The organism is Streptomyces amritsarensis (genome assembly GCF_001953875.1).
Classification (GTDB): Bacteria; Actinomycetota; Actinomycetes; order Streptomycetales; family Streptomycetaceae; genus Streptomyces; species Streptomyces amritsarensis.
The window spans coordinates 1-14,864 of record NZ_MQUR01000022.1 but is presented as its reverse complement, the minus strand read 5'-3'; the positions used below and the strand labels follow the sequence as shown (position 1 = coordinate 14,864).

Annotated in this window: 13 protein-coding genes; 7 read left to right on the top strand and 6 right to left on the bottom strand. The window is 73.1% G+C overall.

The genetic code is table 11. The features are described from left to right. Positions 1-176 precede the first annotated feature (176 nt). Positions 177-995, bottom strand: coding sequence for a TetR family transcriptional regulator (locus tag AVW11_RS12450; RefSeq protein WP_030855762.1), 819 nt, complete (start codon positions 993-995; stop codon positions 177-179). A gap of 163 nt (positions 996-1,158) precedes the next feature. Beyond that, positions 1,159-2,955: a 3-hydroxyacyl-CoA dehydrogenase family protein gene (locus AVW11_RS12445; RefSeq protein WP_076044011.1), complete on the bottom strand. Its 1,797-nt coding sequence runs from the start codon at positions 2,953-2,955 to the stop codon at positions 1,159-1,161. A 397-nt stretch (positions 2,956-3,352) separates the two neighbouring features. On the opposite strand from AVW11_RS12445, the gene AVW11_RS12440 reads away from it, so the two are divergent. Next, entirely contained in the window at positions 3,353-3,907 is a 555-nt protein-coding gene (locus tag AVW11_RS12440; protein WP_030855760.1) for a HEAT repeat domain-containing protein, read from the top strand. Between the two features lie 12 nt (positions 3,908-3,919). Continuing rightward, a complete protein-coding gene (locus tag AVW11_RS12435; RefSeq protein ID WP_076044010.1) occupies positions 3,920-4,333 on the top strand; it encodes a RidA family protein in 414 nt (137 codons plus the stop codon). Positions 4,334-4,376: 43 nt separating this feature from the next. Here AVW11_RS12435 and AVW11_RS12430 read toward each other — a convergent pair whose 3' ends face one another. Beyond that, on the bottom strand, positions 4,377-5,951 hold the full coding sequence (locus AVW11_RS12430; protein WP_107423268.1) for an alpha/beta hydrolase: 1,575 nt from the start codon (positions 5,949-5,951) through the stop codon (positions 4,377-4,379). 112 nt (positions 5,952-6,063) lie between these two features. Next, complete coding sequence (locus AVW11_RS12425) at positions 6,064-7,095, bottom strand: Rv2578c family radical SAM protein (protein ID WP_076044009.1); 1,032 nt, start codon at positions 7,093-7,095, stop codon at positions 6,064-6,066. Positions 7,096-7,237: 142 nt separating this feature from the next. Here AVW11_RS12425 and AVW11_RS12420 point away from each other — a divergent pair, with 142 nt between their 5' ends. The 5 genes from AVW11_RS12420 to AVW11_RS12400 all read left to right on the top strand — a co-directional run bounded on the left by AVW11_RS12420 (position 7,238) and on the right by AVW11_RS12400 (position 12,817). Beyond that, positions 7,238-7,774, top strand: a complete 537-nt coding sequence (locus tag AVW11_RS12420; protein ID WP_076044008.1) for a hypothetical protein — start codon at positions 7,238-7,240, stop codon at positions 7,772-7,774. 78 nt (positions 7,775-7,852) lie between these two features. Further along, positions 7,853-8,302: an SRPBCC family protein gene (locus AVW11_RS12415; RefSeq protein ID WP_030855754.1), complete on the top strand. Its 450-nt coding sequence runs from the start codon at positions 7,853-7,855 to the stop codon at positions 8,300-8,302. Between the two features lie 265 nt (positions 8,303-8,567). Further along, a complete protein-coding gene (locus AVW11_RS12410) occupies positions 8,568-9,401 on the top strand; it encodes a M55 family metallopeptidase (protein ID WP_076044007.1) in 834 nt (277 codons plus the stop codon). Between the two features lies 1 nt (position 9,402). Continuing rightward, complete coding sequence (locus AVW11_RS12405) at positions 9,403-10,806, top strand: M20/M25/M40 family metallo-hydrolase (RefSeq protein WP_107423267.1); 1,404 nt, start codon at positions 9,403-9,405, stop codon at positions 10,804-10,806. Positions 10,807-10,819: 13 nt separating this feature from the next. Then, entirely contained in the window at positions 10,820-12,817 is a 1,998-nt protein-coding gene (locus AVW11_RS12400; protein WP_076044006.1) for a prolyl oligopeptidase family serine peptidase, read from the top strand. A 3-nt stretch (positions 12,818-12,820) separates the two neighbouring features. Here the strand turns inward: AVW11_RS12400 and AVW11_RS12395 are convergent, their stop codons facing one another. Both AVW11_RS12395 and AVW11_RS12390 read right to left on the bottom strand, forming a co-directional pair. After that, positions 12,821-13,879 (bottom strand): vWA domain-containing protein, encoded by a 1,059-nt coding sequence (locus AVW11_RS12395; protein WP_076044005.1) that lies wholly within the window; start codon positions 13,877-13,879, stop codon positions 12,821-12,823. 100 nt (positions 13,880-13,979) lie between these two features. Continuing rightward, complete coding sequence (locus AVW11_RS12390) at positions 13,980-14,705, bottom strand: hypothetical protein (RefSeq protein WP_240528165.1); 726 nt, start codon at positions 14,703-14,705, stop codon at positions 13,980-13,982. Positions 14,706-14,864: the final 159 nt, after the last annotated feature.

Genomic DNA, 14,864 nt, shown 5'->3' with positions numbered 1-14,864 from the left:
CCCGTGTCACCCGGCAAGGCACCGCGTGCCAAAACTTTCTCTCATTTGCCTATTGACCTGCGCAGATGAGCGATGATCGATCAGAGTTACTGCCGAGTAGGGGCAAGCTGGACATACGAAAGCGGCCGCCCCCTCCTCGGGGACGGCCGCTGTGACGAGCATCGCTCGCGGCGGTGCTACCTCGCGCGCAGTGCCTCTTCGATGGTCCGCATGACCTCGTCCAGGGGCGCGTCGGTACGGGCCACCGCCACCAGCACCTCGCCCTCCGTGCGGACGGCGGCGGACGGCGCGGAGGGCGCCGCCGGGCTCAGCGTGCGGCCCGCGCCGATCCCCGTGCCGAAGGTCTTGCGCACGATCGAGAAGGCGTGGTCCAGCTGCGCCTCCACGTCGCCCTGGCCGCCGGCCCGCAGCCAGCGCCGCAGCACGTGGTTGTGGGCCGTGACCACCGCCGAGGCGGCCACCTCGGCCAGCAGCGGGTCGTCGTTGCCGTCGTGGTGGTCGGTCTCGTCGAAGTGCGCCAGCAGGTAGCGCGTGAAGAGCCGCTCGTACCGGGCCACGGAGGCGATCTCCCGCTCCCGCAGCGCCGGCACCTCGCGGGTCAGCCGGTAGCGCTCCACCGACACCGCGGGCGAGGCGGCGTACATCTTCATGACCTCCTTGATCCCGCGGCACACCGTGTCGAGCGGGTGCTCGTGCGCCGGGGCCACGTCGAGGACCGCCTCGGCGCGGATCAGGGTGTCGTCGTGGTCGGGGAAGATGGCCTCTTCCTTCGACCGGAAGTGCCGGAAGAAGGTCCGCCGCGCGACCCCGGCCGTCGCGGCGATCTCGTCGACCGTCGTCGCCTCGTACCCCTTGGTGGCGAACAGCTCCATGGCCGCCGTGGCGAGCTCGCGGCGCATTTTGAGCCGCTGGGCGGCAGCCCGGGTGCCGGCCGCGCTCTCCGGGGCGTCGGGGGCCGAGGAGGCGCGGGGCGAGGTCTTGGCGGGCTGGGACATAGAGCGAAAGTACTTCATTCGCGCAGGGGAGCGCGCCTGAGGGGGGTGGGAGAGGGGTGGATGCGGGGGAGAGCCCGCACTGGGCTCGGGAGGGTCAGTCCGCCGTGAGGGTCCGGCGGACCCGAGCAGCCCTCCCCACGCATCCGGCTCATGGCCCGCTCGGTCACCGCCGGGCGTACTCACGGAATCCGCGGCCGGTCTTCCGGCCCAGGCAGCCCGCCGCCACCAGGTGCTCCAGCAGCGGGGACGGGGCCAGGCCCGGGTCGCGGAACTCCTTGTGGAGGACCTTCTCGATGGCCAGCGAGACGTCGAGGCCGACCACGTCGAGCAGCTCGAACGGTCCCATCGGGTAGCCGCCGCCCAGCTTCATCGCCGCGTCGATCTGGTCGAGGCTCGCGTAGTGCTCCTCGACCATCTTGATCGCGTTGTTGAGGTACGGGAACAGCAGCGCGTTCACGATGAAGCCGGCCCGGTCCCCGCAGTCCACCGGGTGCTTGCGCACCTTCACGCAGATCTCGCGGACCGTGGCGTGCACGTCGTCGGCCGTCAGGACGGTCCGGACGACCTCGACCAGCTTCATCGCCGGCGCCGGGTTGAAGAAGTGCATGCCGATCACGTCCTGCGGACGCGAGGTCACCCGGGCCACCGCGATGACCGGCAGCGAGGAGGTGGTGGTGGCCAGCACCGCACCGGGCTTGCAGACCTTGTCCAGCGCCGCGAACAGCTCCTGCTTGACCGCCAGGTCCTCGGCGACCGCCTCCACCGCCAGGTCCACCTCGGCGAAGGCGTCCAGCGACCCGGCCGGGCTGATCCGGCCCAGGGTCTCGTCGGCCGCCTCCTGCGTCAGCCGGCCCTTGGACACCGCACGGCCCAGGGACTTGCCGATGGCGGCCTTGGCGGCCTCCGCCTTCTCCTGGCTGCGCGCCGCCAGGACCACGTCGAACCCGGACTGGGCGAAGACCTGCGCGATGCCGCTCGCCATCGTGCCGGAGCCGGCCACGCCGACCGAGCTCACCGGGCGGCCCGCCCCCAGCAGCGACCCGTCCAGCGGGGTCTGCAGGTCGCGGACGATCACCGAGCTGCCCGGCGCCTCGTAGGTGTAGAAGCCGCGCCCGGACTTCTGACCGGCCAGTCCGGCCTCGGCCAGCTGCCCCAGGATCGGCGCCGGAGCGTGCAGCCGGTCGCCGGAGGAGGCGTACATGGCCTCCAGGACCGTGCGGGCCGTGTCCACACCGATCAGGTCGAGCAGCGCGAGCGGACCCATGGGCAGGCCGCACCCGAGCCGCATCGCGGCGTCGATGTCCTCACGGGAGGCGTACTTCGCCTCGTACATGGCGGCGGCCTGGTTGAGGTAGCCGAAGAGCAGGCCGTCCGCGACGAAACCGGGCCGGTCACCGACCGCGACCGGCTCCTTGCCGAGCTCGCGGGCCAGCTCCGTGACCGCCTCCACGGCCGTCGGGGCGGTCAGGACGCAGGAGACGACCTCGACCAGCTTCATCGCCGGGACCGGGTTGAAGAAGTGCAGGCCCAGCACGCGCTCGGGGCGCTGGGACTCGGCGGCGAGCCGGGTCACCGACAGGGCGTTGGTGCCCGTCGCCAGGATCGTGTCGGGCCGCACGACCGCGTCGAGCTCGCGGAACACCTGCTGCTTGACCTCGTAGGACTCGGGCACGACCTCGATGACGAGGTCGGCCTCGGCCGCGGCGGCCAGGTCGGTGAAGGTGCGGAAACGGGCCAGGACGTCCGCCCGCTCCTGCTCGGTGAGCCGCTCCCGGGTGACCGAACGCGCGGTCGCCGCGGCGAGGGAGGCCGAGGCCCGGCGGGCGGCGCTCTCGCTGATGTCGATGCCGATGACCTCGCGGCCGGCCCGGGCGAGGACCTCGGCGATGCCGGTGCCCATCGTGCCGAGGCCGACGACGGCGATGGTCTGGAGGGTGGGCTGACTGGACTGACGGTCCATCGAGGGACTCCAGTGGAAGAGGGTGACGACTGAGGGGAGCGCGCGGCGCACAGCGCGCGCGGATGCCGTACGGAAATGCCGTGCGGTGAGGAGCCCGGGGCGCGGAGGCCCGGACCGGGAACCCGGCGGGAAGGAGACCCGGGGGCAAAAGCGGCACGACCCTGTCCCGGGGCCACACCGTGCATGCGAAACGAACCGACCGGCACGAGGCGGCTGCGTCACCAGGCCGCCCTCGTACGTGTCCCACGACAGTAACCCGCGGGTAACTGCTGCGCCAGAGCGCGGAGATGTGACCTGTACCGCCGAAATGTACCGATCATCGATCATCGATCAACCGACCTTGATCATCTGCGGGAACCCGGCGTGCCGACCGCCCCGCCCCCCTAGGGTGGGCCGCGTGAACGACGTGCTGGAGCGCCTGCGGGCGGAGGCGGGCGGATCGCCCGAGTACGAGGTGCTGCTCGCGGCCGGACCCGACGCGCTCGCGGACTCCCTGACCTCGGCCGGGCTGCCCCTGTGGGCCCGCGAACTGGCCGCCTACCGGCTCGGGCTCGCCGCGGACCCGCGTGCCTTCGAATCCCTCGTGCTGCTCCTCAACCACCGGGACCCGCCCCGCTGCACGGCCGCCGCCGAGGCCCTGGCCGTCCTCGGCGACCCGCGCACCGCCCGCGCGGCCGCGGCCCTCGCCACCAACGGCCTGCGCACGGCCTACGCCCTCCAGCCCGTCCGGCTGCTCACGGCCCTGCGCGCCCCCGAATCCGCACCGGCCCTGATCGCCACCCTGTCCCGGCTGCTGTCCCCGAACGACCCCTACTGGCGAGTGGCCCTGGCCTGCGTCGAGGGCCTGGGCGCCCTCGGCGACCCCCGCGCCCGGGAGGTCCTCACCCGCGCCCAGTCCCACCCCCGCCTGGCCGTGGCCGCGACGGCCGCCCTGCGAGCCCTGCCCGACTGACAGGATCGGTCCATGACCGATCACAGCGGAAGCCACCTGACCCGCATATCCGCACCCCAAGGGGTCAGCCCCGGAGCCCACTACAGCCACGTCGTCCTCGGCACGGGCCGGTTCGTCGCCGTCTCCGGGCAGTGCGCCCTCGACGAGAACGGCGCGGTCGTCGGCGAGGGCGACGCCCGCGCGCAGGCCCGCCAGGTCTTCGAGAACCTGCGGCGCTGCCTGGCCGCCGCAGGGGCCGGCTTCGACGACGTCGTGAAGCTGACGTACTTCGTCACGGACGTCGCGCACCTCCCGGCGGTGCGGGAGGCGCGCGAGGCCGTCATCCCCGCCGACCGGCTGCCCGCTTCCTCTGCCGTCCAGGTCTCGGCCCTGTTCCGGCCGGAGCTCCTGGTGGAGGTCGAGGCCTTCGCCGTGCTGGCGCAGTGAGGTCCGGCGGGCCGGCCGACGGCGGGCCCGCCGGCTCCTGCGGTCAGCCGCGGAAGCCCAGCAGGCCGTGCAGGGCGGCGCCGCCCGCCGAGGACGGCACGGCCCGGGTCGCCGTCGTCGGCCGCGGGTCCGCCTGCGCGGGGCAGGTGGCGTCCGCGGCCTGCCCGGTCCGCAGGTAGGCCGCGACCTTCTCGTCCAGGCACGTGTTCCCGCTCAGGGCGATGCCGTGGTTGCCGCCGCCCTCCTCGACCACCAGGGCCGAGCCCGACAGCTTCTCCCGCATGCTGACCGCCCCGTCGAAGGGGGTCGCCGCGTCGTCCGTCGCCTGCAGCAGCAGGGCGGGCGGCAGGTCCGCGTTGGTCACGTCCGGGGCCTGCAGCGGCTCGGTCGGCCAGAACGCGCACGGGGCGTTGTACCAGGCGTTGTTCCAGGTCATGAACGGCGCCTTGGTGTGGGTGCGCCACATGTCGGCGCGCCACTCGTTCCAGTCCCGGGGCCAGGCCGAGTCCCGGCACTGGACCGCCGTGTAGACGCTGTAGCTGTTGCCCGCCGAGGGCTCCACCGCGCCGAACCGCTCGTAGGCCGCCACCAGGGGCTTGGGGTCCTTCTTCACCGTGTACGCCGCGAAGGCCTCCGCGAGGCTGGGCCAGTAGCCGTTGTAGTAGCCGCCCGGCATGTAGGTGTCCTCCAGCTCCGACGGGCCCACCTTGCCGCCGGCCGGCGTCCCGCGCAGCGCCTGCCGCATCGCGTACCAGCGCGCCTCGACCGCCGCCGGGTCGGTGCCGAGCCGGTAGGTGGCGTCGTGTCGGGCGACCCACGCGAGGAACGCCTTGTGGCGGGCGTCGAAGGCGAGGTCCTGGGCGAGGTTGTCCTGGTACCAGACCCCGTTCGGGTCGACGACGGAGTCCAGGACGAGACGGTGCACCCGGCCCGGGTGGAGCTTGGCGTACACCGCGCCCAGGTAGGTCCCGTAGGAGTAGCCGAAGTAGCTGATGCGCTCCGCCCCGAGGGCGGTGCGCAGCACCTCGATGTCCCGGGCGGCCGAGACGGTGCCGATGTGCGCCAGCACGTCCGCGTGCTTGGCGCCGCAGGACTCGGCGAAGGCCCGCACGCGGTCCAGGTTGGCGTGCTCGGTGGCCGCGTCCTGCGGCACGGAGTCGGGCCGCACCGGGGAGAAGTGCCCGGACCCGCAGTCGAGGGCGGGCTCGCTCTTGCCGACACCCCGGGGGTCGAAGCCGATCACGTCGTACTGCGCGGCCACGTCCTTGGGCAGGGCGGAGGCGACGAACCCGGCGAGCGCGCGCCCGCTGCCGCCCGGGCCGCCCGGGTTCACCAGCAGCGGCCCCTGGGAGGTCTTGGCGGTGTGGGGGACCCGGGTCAGCGCGAGCGTGATCGTCCGGCCGGCGGGCCGGTCGTGGTCGAGGGGCACCTCGAGGGATGCGCACTGCAGCGTCGGGTAGCGGGGCGTCGCGCAGCCGGTCCAGCGCAGTGCGGCCTGAGCGGCCGTCGAGGCCGGGGCGGGCGAGGCCGGGGCGGCCGTCACCGGGCTCGTGAGGGCGGCGGCGACGGTGGAGATCGCCAGCAGGACGGCGGCGCGCTTCTTCAAGGGGTGGAGCATGGGGCCTCCCAGCCGAGGGTTCTGGGCGGAATCGTCCCGGAAACCGCGCCTGGAAGACGGGATTGGCAGAGCTATTGGCCCGATGTGATGACCGGTCAGGGCGTGATGGACGTCAGAGAAGGGTGAGCTGGGTGGCCCCGGCCGGCTCGGGCCCGGCCGGGCGTCCGGGACCGACGGTCTTCCGGGCGGCCCCCCGCCGGGCCGGGCCGATGCCGAATTCGGCCGCAAGTTCGTGGACTTGGCGGGTGATCATCCGCTGGTACCAGGTGGGCGCGTACGAGCCGCCCGCGTACATCCGCTCGTACCGCTCGACGAGGTGCGGGTGGTGCTCGCCCAGCCAGGCGGTGAACCACTCGCGGGCCCCGGGCCGCAGATGGAGTACCAGGGGTGTCACGGAGGTGGCGCCGGACGCGGCGACCGCCCGCACGGTGTCCCGCAGCTGGGCGGGAGAGTCACCGAGGAAGGGGATCACCGGGGCCATCAGCACCCCGCACTCGATCCCGGCGCCGGTCAGGGTCCGTACGGCGTTCAGCCGGGCGGCGGGCGAAGGGGTCCCGGGCTCCACGGTCCGCCACAGGGCCGTGTCGGTGAAGCCGACGGAGACCGAGATCCCGACCTCGGTGGCCTCGGCAGCCTCGCGCAGGAGGGGGAGGTCGCGCAGGATCAGCGTGCCCTTGGTGAGGATCGAGAAGGGGTTGGCGCGGTCGCGCAGGGCCTCGATGATCCCCGGCATCAGCCGGTAGCGGCCCTCGGCGCGCTGGTAGCAGTCCACGTTGGTGCCCATGGCGATGTGCGCGCCGGTCCAGCGCGGTGCGGCGAGCTCGCGGCGCAGCAGCTCGGGGGCGTTGGTCTTGACGACGATCTGGGAGTCGAAGCCGAGGCCGGTGTCGAGGTCGAGGTAGCTGTGCGTCTTGCGGGCGAAGCAGTACACGCATGCGTGGCTGCAGCCGCGGTAGGGGTTGACGGTCCACTCGAACGGCATGCGCGAGGCGCCGGGGACCCGGTTGACGATCGACCGGGCCCGTACCTCGTGGAAGGTGATCCCCCGGAACTCGGGCGTGTCGATGGTGCGGGTCACGACGGCCCCGGCCCCGAAGAGCGCGGCCGGCCCGGCAGGGCCCTCGGTCAGGTTCTCCCAGCGCATGGTGCGCCTCCCTTGCTGGCTCTGCCGAGAGAATAGAACAAACGTTCCCATGATCGTGCGCGTCGGGAAACGCGCTGATGGGAGCGGTGCGGGGGTGGGAGGCTGCGCCCGGTGCGCGGGCGGTCCGCGCGGACTGCTGGAAGTGACGGAGCGGTGGGAGCGGGCCGCGGCCTTCGCCCGGCTCGTCTGGGACGGCTGGCAGCAGGTGGTGCGGGCGCACCCGCCCGGCCGGCCCTACGGGTACTTCGCGCCCAAGCGGCACAAGGACATGGCCTGGTCCGATTACGTTGCCCTCGGAGACCCCGCCTACGACGCGTACGACACCCGGCCCTGCCAGGTCGCCTTCCGGGAATGGGCCGCCGCGTACGAGACGGGAGCCGACGCCGCGGACCTGCGGGCCGTGCTCCTGGACATCGTCACCGATCCCGTGGAATCCATCGGCGACTGCCCCCGCGAGGACTTCTCCCGACGCGGCGCCCGCTGGACCGTGGGGCTCTGCAGCCTGCTCACGCTCGACGGCTGGTGGCGGAAGGACGGCGAGCCGCCGCTGCACGGAGCCTGTGACGCTCCCGGGAGCTGCCCCCACCCCCCGCCGGTGGCGGACGAGGGCGGCGGGGCCGGCCGGCGCGCCGCGCTGCCCGCCGACACGCTCCTCGTGCACGTCCGCTGCCAGGTGTGACGGTCCGGATTTGGGCCACCGCGCCGGAGGTGGTTGGCTTCGCCGTGACGAGCGGACACAACTGCTGGAGGAACAGGTATGGCGCAGGTCGAGGCCACCACGGAGCGCATCATCGGGGCCGACGCGGAGACGGTCTTCGACACGCTGGCCGACTACAGCGGAACTCGGGGCAAGCTGCTGCCCGAGCACTTCAGCGAGTACGAGGTGCGTGAGGGCGGTGACGGCGAGGGCACTGTCGTGCACTGGAAGCTCCAGGCCACCAGCAAGCGCGTGCGCGACTGCCTGCTCGAGGTCACCGAGCCCACCGACGGGCAGCTCGTGGAGAAGGACCGCAACTCCTCCATGGTGACCACCTGGGTGGTCACCCCGGCCGGCGAGGGCAGGTCCAAGGCCGTCGTCACCACCGTGTGGGACGGCGCCGGCGGCATCGGCGGCTTCTTCGAGCGCACCTTCGCGCCCAAGGGCCTCGGCCGCATCTACGACACCCTGCTGGACAACCTGGCCGCGGAGGTCGAAGGCAAGGCCTGAGCAAGGCCGTTGCCCGGGCCCGGGCGGGCCCGGGCAGAGCCGGGCCGCCTCACCGGATCGGGTGGACTTTCCGCCCCCGCCCCCGCCCCCGCCCTTCCGGCCCCCGGCACCCCGCCCTCCCGGCCCCCGGCCGGCCCCGTCTCCCGCCCCGCCGCGTCCGTGCCGCGCGCTGATCCGCCCCGGACGGGGGGACAGCCCTTAGGCTGGGCCCAGTGCGCGCCGGCCGCGTCGCGCGCGAGCGCGCAACCGACTGCCCGGGGGCCCGATGAAAATCCTCATCTCCGCCGACATGGAAGGCGCCACCGGCGTCACCTGGCCCGCGGACGTGCTGCCCGGGACGCCCCAGTGGGAGCGCTGCCGCGGGATGTTCACCTCCGACGTCAACGCCGCCGTGCTCGGCTTCTACGACGGCGGCGCCGAGCAGGTCGTCATCAACGAGGCCCACTGGAGCATGCGCAACCTGCTGCTGGAGCGGCTCGACGCCCGGGCCGAGATGCTCACCGGCCGCCACAAGTCCCTCTCCATGGTCGAGGGCGTCCAGCGCGGCGACGTCGACGGCGTCGCCTTCGTCGGCTACCACACGGGTGCCGGCACCGAGGGCGTCCTCGCCCACACCTACCTGGCCAACTCCATCACCGGAGTGTGGCTCAACGGGACCCGCGCGAGCGAGGGGTTGCTCAACGCCCACGTCGTCGCCGAGTACGGGGTCCCGGTCATCCTGGTCACGGGGGACGACCTGACCTGCGTGGACGCCGCCGGCTACGCCCCGCAGGCGGTGACCGTCGCGGTCAAGGACCACGTCTCGCGCTACGCGGCCGTCTGCCGGACCCCCGCCCGCACCGCCGCCGACATCCGGGCCGCGGCCAAGGAGGCCACCGCCCTCGCCGTCCGGCGCGAACCCGTGGCCGGCGGCCCGTACACCGTGGAGCTGGAGTTCGACGCCGAACACCTGGCCATGTCCGCCACCGTGGTCCCGGGGGTCCGGCGCAGCGGGGAGCGCAGAGTCGCGTACACCAGCGAGACGATGTATGAGGGGATCCGCGCCTTCAAGGCCGTCACGACGGTCGTCTCGGCGGCCGTGGAGGAGCAGTATGGCTGACATGCGCGCAATCGACACCGGGGCTCCCGCCGAAGCCGGCGCAGCGGTGGACGGAGTGGACGCCGGGACCACCGTGGACGCGGTCGACGCGGTCGACGCGGTGGCCCTCGACGAGGCCGTCGCCTTCACCTCGGACCTCATCAGGATCGACACCTCCAACCGGGGCGGCGGCGACTGCCGCGAGCGGCCCGCCGCCGAATACGTCGCCGAACGGCTCGCCGCCGCCGGCCTGGAACCGCTCCTGCTGGAGCGCACCCCGGGCCGCACCAACGTGGTCGCCCGGATCGAGGGCGCCGACCCCTGCGCCGACGCGCTCCTCGTCCACGGCCACCTCGACGTGGTTCCCGCCGACGCCGCCGACTGGAGCGTGGACCCCTTCTCCGGCGAGGTCCGAGACGGTGTCGTCTGGGGCCGCGGCGCCGTCGACATGAAGAACATGGACGCGATGGTGCTGGCCGTCGTACGGGCCTGGGCGCGCGCGGGGGTCCGGCCGCGCCGGGACATCGTGATCGCCTACACCGCCGACGAGGAGGACAGCGCCGTCGACGGCTCCGGCTTCCTCGCCGACCACCATCCGGCCCTCTTCGAAGGCTGCACGGAGGGCCTGAGCGAATCCGGCGCCTTCACCGTCCACACCGGCCCCGGCCGCGCCCTCTACCCGATCGCCGCCGGCGAACGCGGCACCGCATGGCTGAAGTTGACCGCGCGCGGCACCACCGGCCACGGCTCCAAGCCCAACAGGGCCAACGCCGTGACCCGGCTCGCCGCCGCGGTCGCGCGGATCGGCGAGTACCAGTGGCCGGTCCGGCTCACCGACACCGTCACCGCGTGCATCACCGAACTCGCCGCCCTCCAGGGCCTTTCCGTCGACCCGCGGCGGCCCGGCTTCGACCTCGACTCGGTCCTCGGCAAGCTGGGTCCGGCCGCCGCCCTCGTCGAGGCGACCGTCCGCAACAGCGCCAACCCGACCATGCTCAGCGCCGGCTACAAACTGAACGTGATCCCCGGCCAGGCCACGGCCTTCGTCGACGGGCGCATGCTGCCCGGCGGCGAGGCCGAGTTCACCGCCACCCTCGACGAGCTCACCGGCCCCGACGTCAGCTGGGAGTTCCACCACCGGGAGGTCGCCCTCGAAGCACCCGTGGACGGGCGGACCTACGCCGTCCTGCGCGAGTGCGTCGAACGGTTCGACCCGGACGGTCACGTGGTGCCCTTCTGCATGGCGGGCGGCACCGACGCCAAGCAGTTCTCCCGGCTCGGCATCACGGGCTACGGCTACTCCCCGCTGAAGCTGCCACCCGGCTTCGACTACTGGTCCCTCTTCCACGGCGTGGACGAGCGGGTCCCCGTGGCGGCCCTCCACTTCGGCGTCCGCGTCCTCGACCGCGCGCTGCGGACCCTGTGAACGGGGCCCGGTGATGGCCGCCGCGCAGACCTGCCCGTACGGGAGCTGGCCCTCGCCGATCGACGCCGCTCTCGCGGCCTCGCTCGACGGACGCCCCGAATACCTCGGCACGGTCGGCCCCGAGGTGTGGTGGACCGAGCCCCGGCCGCAGGAGGCCGGCCGCCGCACCCTCGTGCGCCGCCGCCCCGCCGGGTCCGGGACCGAGGTCAGCGAGCTGCCCGCGCCGTGGAACGTGCGCAGCAGGTTCACCGAGTACGGCGGGCTGCCCTGGGCGGGCGCCGAGCGCGCGAGCGGCGGTCCCCTGCTGGTCTTCGTCCACTTCGCCGACCAGAGGCTGTACGCGTACGAGCCGGACGCGCCCGGCGCCCCCGAGCCGCGGCCGCTGACGCCGGTGTCCGCGACGGGCGGCGGGCTGCGCTGGGCCGATCCGGTGCTGCGCGGGGACGAGGTCTGGTGCGTGCTGGAGGAGTTCACCGGGCCCGCGCCGACCGATGTGCGCCGGGTGCTGGCCGCCGTCCCGCTGGACGGATCGGCCGCGGGGGACCGCGCCGCCGTACGGGAGCTCACCGACGACCGGTACCGCTTCACCACGGGCCCCCGGCTCTCCCCGGACGGGCGGCGGGCGGCCTGGCTGGTGTGGGACCACCCGCTGATGCCCTGGGACGGGACCTTGCTGCAGCTGGCCGAGGTCACCGCGGAGGGGGAGCTGTCCGGTGCGCGGACGGTCTTCGGCGGTCCCGACGAGTCCGTCGCCCAGGTGGAGTGGACGGCTGACGCGACCCTCCTCGCGGTCAGCGACCGCGGCGGCTGGTGGAACCCGTACCGGGTGGACCCGGACACGGGGTGGGCCGTCAACCTGTGCCTGCGGGAGGAGGAGTTCGGCGGAGCCCTGTGGAAGCCCGGACTGCGCTGGATCGCCCCGCTCCCCGACGGGCTCGTCGCCGTACTGCACGGCCAGGGATCCTCGGTGCTCGGCATCCTGGACCCGGAGAGCGGCGACCTGGTGGACGCGGCCGGGCCCTGGACGGCCTGGCAGCCGACGCTCGCCGTGCACGGCAGCCGGGTCTACGGGGTCGCCGCGAGCCCGCGCAGCGCCTACGAGGTGGTCGAGCTGGACACCGCGAGCGGGCACGCCAGGGTCGTCGGCGCGCAGGGCGGGGACCCGGTGGACCCGGCCTACTACCCCGAGCCGCAGAGCCGCACCTTCCTCGGCCCGGACGACCGGCAGATCCACGCGCACGTCTACCCGCCGCACCACCCGGCCTGCCGGGCACCCGCCGACGAGCTGCCGCCGTACGTGGTGTGGGCGCACGGCGGGCCCACCGACCATGTGCCGCCCGTACTGGACCTGCACATCGCCTACTTCACCTCGCGGGGGATCGGCGTGGTGGAGGTGAACTACGGCGGCTCCACCGGCTACGGCCGCGCCTACCGGGAGCGGCTGCGCGAGCAGTGGGGTGTGGTGGATGTGGAGGACTGCGCGGCGGTGGCCCGCGCACTGGCCGCCGAGGGCACCGCCGACCCCGCCCGGCTCGCGATCCGCGGCGGCAGCGCGGGAGGCTGGACCGCGGCGGCGTCGCTGGCCGCGACCGACCTGTACGCCTGCGCGGCGATCATCTATCCGGTGCTGGACCTGCTGGGCTTCGCCGAGGAGACCCACGACCTGGAATCCCGCTACATCGACGGCCTGGCCGGGCCGCCCCAGACCCTCGCCGTCGTGAGCCGCGAGCGCTCGCCGGTGGCCAACGCCGACCGGATCACGGCGCCGTTCGTCCTGCTCCAGGGGCTGGACGACGCGGTCTGCCCCCCGGCGCAGGCGCAGCGGCTGACAGCCGCGATGCGGGGCCGGCCGGTCCCGTACGCCTATCTGGCCTTCGAGGGCGAAGGCCACGGCTTCCGCCGCGCCGACACCATGGTCCGGGCGCTGGAGGCCGAACTGTCGCTGTACGCACAGGTCTTCGGGATCGAACGCACCGACGTGCCCAGGCTACGCCTGGAGACCTCTTCGTGAAGCTCAGACCAGGACGAGCAGGCGCGTCTGCGCCTTGAGCTTCCTGCTCGCCGAACGGCTCTGCACGTACACCTCCAATTCGGGATTGTGGCCCGCCTTCACGGAGACCGTTCCGTGGATTCCCGTGCCGAAGAGCAGGCTGCGTGCCGCGTCGCCCGTGTACGCGCGGCCGGTCTGCTTTTCGACCACGATGACCTCCTTGTCGGGCTGGACCTGGACGCGCGTACCCAACTGGTAGTAGCAGGAACCGCGTTCGTAGGTCACGTCGGGATGCGCATCGACGAAGGAGCGGATGTTGGTTTCCGTATCCACCGGCAGCAGACGGTATTTGTCGGCCGCGATCGGTTCGAGGTTCGCCCGTACGTCGTCGACGGAAAGGTCCTGGCCGACCGCGAACAGGTTCTTCGTGCCGCGCACGCCCTTCTCCCGGCCGCGCAGGAAGCTGGTGGCGGCGGCGCGCACGGTGCCGATGGCCTCCTTGACGCCCTCCTGGGAGTCCGCGTCCCAGAGGGCGATGTTCCCCGCCGGGAAGCCGTAGTTCTGCGCGGTCCGCTTCGCCAGGGAGTTCGGCACGAGGATCGCGGAGGTCCAGTGGTCCGGGAGCCCGCCCATCCTGGCGGTGATCCGGTCGAGCCAGGGGCCGAGCACGGCCATGTCGCCGTCGTGCCGGCGGTCGCCGCCGGAGGCGTTCTCCTCGCCGTCCGTCACCACGATCTGCAGGAAGCTGTGCTCGCCGTACTCCTCCCAGATGTGGTCGAGGTCGTCCAGGGATTTCAGGGAGGCCTCGATGAGCGCCGTCGCGCCGTTCTTCACCTTGTACAGGCCCCGCATGGACGGAAGGTGCTTCACGTCCATGTCCCAGACCAGGTTCTCCACCCGGTGGTCGAAGGAATAGAGGCTGATCCGCGTCTCATGGCCGAGGCTGTCCGATTCGGCTTTCAGTCCTGAGACGAACTCGTCGACGACGCGGATGAGTTGGTTCTGGTGCTGGTACATGGAACCCGAACAGTCCACCACCAGCGCGACGTGGTTCACCTTGTGCCGGATCTTGTGTGCGGACATGAATGTGCTCCTTCTGCGAAGCTCCCCGAGTGATGCGTTCACACTATGGGGAGCCACTGACAACGGAGCTTGACGGACGCTCAGCCGCGAGAGGGGCACCTCACGCGGTGTGCAGCCAGACGCGCAGCGGGCCGATCGCGGTGAATCCGTTGCGCAGTGCGGCGTCCAGGTCCTCGCCGTGCTCGTAGCCGACCACCGGCAGGTCCGGCCGGCGGGCTGCGATCGCGGCCAGCGTGCCCGCCCAGGCCGTGTCGGTGCCGACCCCGTCACGGGCGAACAGGTTGGAGACGCCGATCGCGCCGGCGCAGGTGTGCGCGACGGCCCCGGCGACGATCCGGTCGCCGACGCGGCCGGCGAGGAAGGCGCTGTCACCGCCGAGCAGGGAGGGCCGGAACAGCCCGGTGGCCTCCTCGCCGTCCCACGCGGCCTCCCAGACGGCCAGTTCCGCGGCGTCGCGGACCTCGGACCACCGCGGGGCGTCCGGGGCCGCCGCCGGGACCGCCGCCCCGGCCGGACGGTGGATCCACTGGGCCTCGAAGAGGACCTCGAAGCCGTGCCCGGCCAGGTCCAGGGCGGCGAAGCTGTCCTTCACCGAGCAGCCGGGGGAGGAGGTGTCGACGGGCGGGAGCACGCTCGCCGCCGCCACGCCCGCGTCCAGGGTCACGGCATCGGGGTACAGCGGCGGCGTCCGTACCGTGCTCAGCCAGAGGTCCCGGCCGTCGTACCGCGGCGACAGGCCGTGCGCGCGGCAGACGGCGTCGCACCAGCCGGCGTTGTTCAGCGCCGCCCGGCGGCGCAGCGCCGCACTCGTCTCATCCGTGATCACGAGCTTGATCGTGTCACAGCCCCCCAAGGGCTGTCCCGTAATCCCCGGCGGGCGCACGACGACAGCTACGGCACCTCGCTGCGTTGTCGGAACGCCCGCATACGCCCAGTATGAGGACGCCCCTCCGCCTTGCGATGCACCGCATCTGACGCCGTGCGC

Bases quoted from the DNA above. Each gene is read 5' to 3' on its own strand.
- AVW11_RS12450 (WP_030855762.1), bottom strand. From the start codon at position 995: ATGTCCCAGCCCGCCAAGACCTCGCCCCGCGCCTCCTCGGCCCCCGAC.
- AVW11_RS12445 (WP_076044011.1), bottom strand. From the start codon at position 2,955: ATGGACCGTCAGTCCAGTCAGCCCACCCTCCAGACCATCGCCGTCGTC.
- AVW11_RS12435 (WP_076044010.1), top strand. From the start codon at position 3,920: ATGACCGATCACAGCGGAAGCCACCTGACCCGCATATCCGCACCCCAA.
- AVW11_RS12430 (WP_107423268.1), bottom strand. From the start codon at position 5,951: ATGCTCCACCCCTTGAAGAAGCGCGCCGCCGTCCTGCTGGCGATCTCC.
- AVW11_RS12425 (WP_076044009.1), bottom strand. From the start codon at position 7,095: ATGCGCTGGGAGAACCTGACCGAGGGCCCTGCCGGGCCGGCCGCGCTC.
- AVW11_RS12415 (WP_030855754.1), top strand. From the start codon at position 7,853: ATGGCGCAGGTCGAGGCCACCACGGAGCGCATCATCGGGGCCGACGCG.
- AVW11_RS12410 (WP_076044007.1), top strand. From the start codon at position 8,568: ATGAAAATCCTCATCTCCGCCGACATGGAAGGCGCCACCGGCGTCACC.
- AVW11_RS12405 (WP_107423267.1), top strand. From the start codon at position 9,403: ATGCGCGCAATCGACACCGGGGCTCCCGCCGAAGCCGGCGCAGCGGTG.
- AVW11_RS12400 (WP_076044006.1), top strand. From the start codon at position 10,820: ATGGCCGCCGCGCAGACCTGCCCGTACGGGAGCTGGCCCTCGCCGATC.
- AVW11_RS12395 (WP_076044005.1), bottom strand. From the start codon at position 13,879: ATGTCCGCACACAAGATCCGGCACAAGGTGAACCACGTCGCGCTGGTG.